Origin of the sequence: Pseudomonas sp. NPDC087804 (assembly GCF_044742965.1) — a bacterium.
Taxonomy (GTDB): Bacteria; Pseudomonadota; Gammaproteobacteria; order Pseudomonadales; family Pseudomonadaceae; genus Aquipseudomonas; species Aquipseudomonas rustica.
The window spans coordinates 75712-76896 of sequence record NZ_JBIUVN010000023.1; the positions used below are offsets into that span (position 1 = coordinate 75712).

At 62.9% G+C, this 1185-nt stretch carries 1 protein-coding gene and 1 pseudogene; both read left to right on the forward strand.

From position 1 onward, the window contains the following. Window positions 1–3 precede the first annotated feature (3 nt). Window positions 4–1050: pseudogene (locus tag ACIOMO_RS22150) on the forward strand (ATP phosphoribosyltransferase regulatory subunit); the annotation flags it as partial. 54 nt (window positions 1051–1104) lie between these two features. After that, window positions 1105–1185 (forward strand): adenylosuccinate synthetase (locus ACIOMO_RS22155; RefSeq protein ID WP_401243588.1); only part of this gene is annotated, 81 nt, incomplete at its 3' end.

The following is a 1185-nucleotide window of genomic DNA, read 5'->3' on the forward strand; positions in this document are numbered from 1 at the left end:
CCCATCGAGCACCTCGACACCCTGCTGACCGGCGCGGGCCAGGATCTGGATCTGCGTACCTTCAAGGTCATCGACCCGCAATCGGGCCGGCAGATGGGTTTCCGGGCGGACATCACGCCGCAAGTGGCGCGCATCGATGCGCACACCCAGCGTCGCGAAGGCCCGAGCCGTCTGTGCTACGCCGGCAGCGTGCTGCATGCGCAACCGCGTGCATTGTCGTCCTCGCGCAGCCCGATCCAGTTGGGCGCCGAGTTGTACGGCGACGCCAGCCCGAGCAGCGACGTTGAAGTGATCAGCCTGATGCTGGCCATGCTGCAACTGGCCGATGTGCCGGATGTGCACATGGATCTGGGGCATGTCGGCATTTACCGTGGTCTGGCGCGTGCCGCCGGTCTGTCTGGTGAAGTCGAGCAGCAGTTGTTCGATGCCCTGCAACGCAAGGCCATCGACGAGGTCATTACCTTGACCGAAGGTCTGCCGGCCGATCTGTCCGGCATGCTGCGTGCGCTGGTTGATCTGTGTGGCGGCCGTGAAGTGTTGAGCGCTGCCCGTGAGCGTCTGGCGAATGCGCCGGCGCCGGTTCTGGCAGCACTGGAAGATTTGCTGGCGATCGCCGAGCGTCTGTCGGCGCGCTTCCCGGAGCTGCCGCTGTACTTCGATCTGGGCGAGCTGCGTGGCTACCACTACCACACCGGTGTGGTGTTCGCGGTGTTCGTGCCGGGCGTTGGCCAGTCCATTGCTCAGGGCGGTCGCTACGACGACATCGGCGCCGATTTTGGTCGCGCTCGTCCGGCGACAGGCTTTTCCACCGATTTGAAAACCCTGGTGACCCTGGGGCGTGCTGAGATCGAGCTACCGTCTGGCGGTATCTGGATGCCTGACAGTACGGATGCGGCACTCTGGCAGCAGGTTTGCCAGTTGCGCAGTGAGGGTCAGCGTGTCGTTCAGGCGTTGCCTGGACAACCTTTGGCCGCCGCCCGTGATGCGGACTGCGACCGGCAATTGATTCAGCAGAACGGGCTTTGGCAAGTTTCGCCACTGGCTTCTTGAGTTTTCCTGCCGGCCATCGCCGGCACCAAGTTTGCGCGAATGAGGACAAGTGTTATGGGTAAGAATGTCGTAGTCCTGGGCACCCAATGGGGTGATGAGGGCAAAGGCAAGATCGTTGATCTGCTGACCGAACAT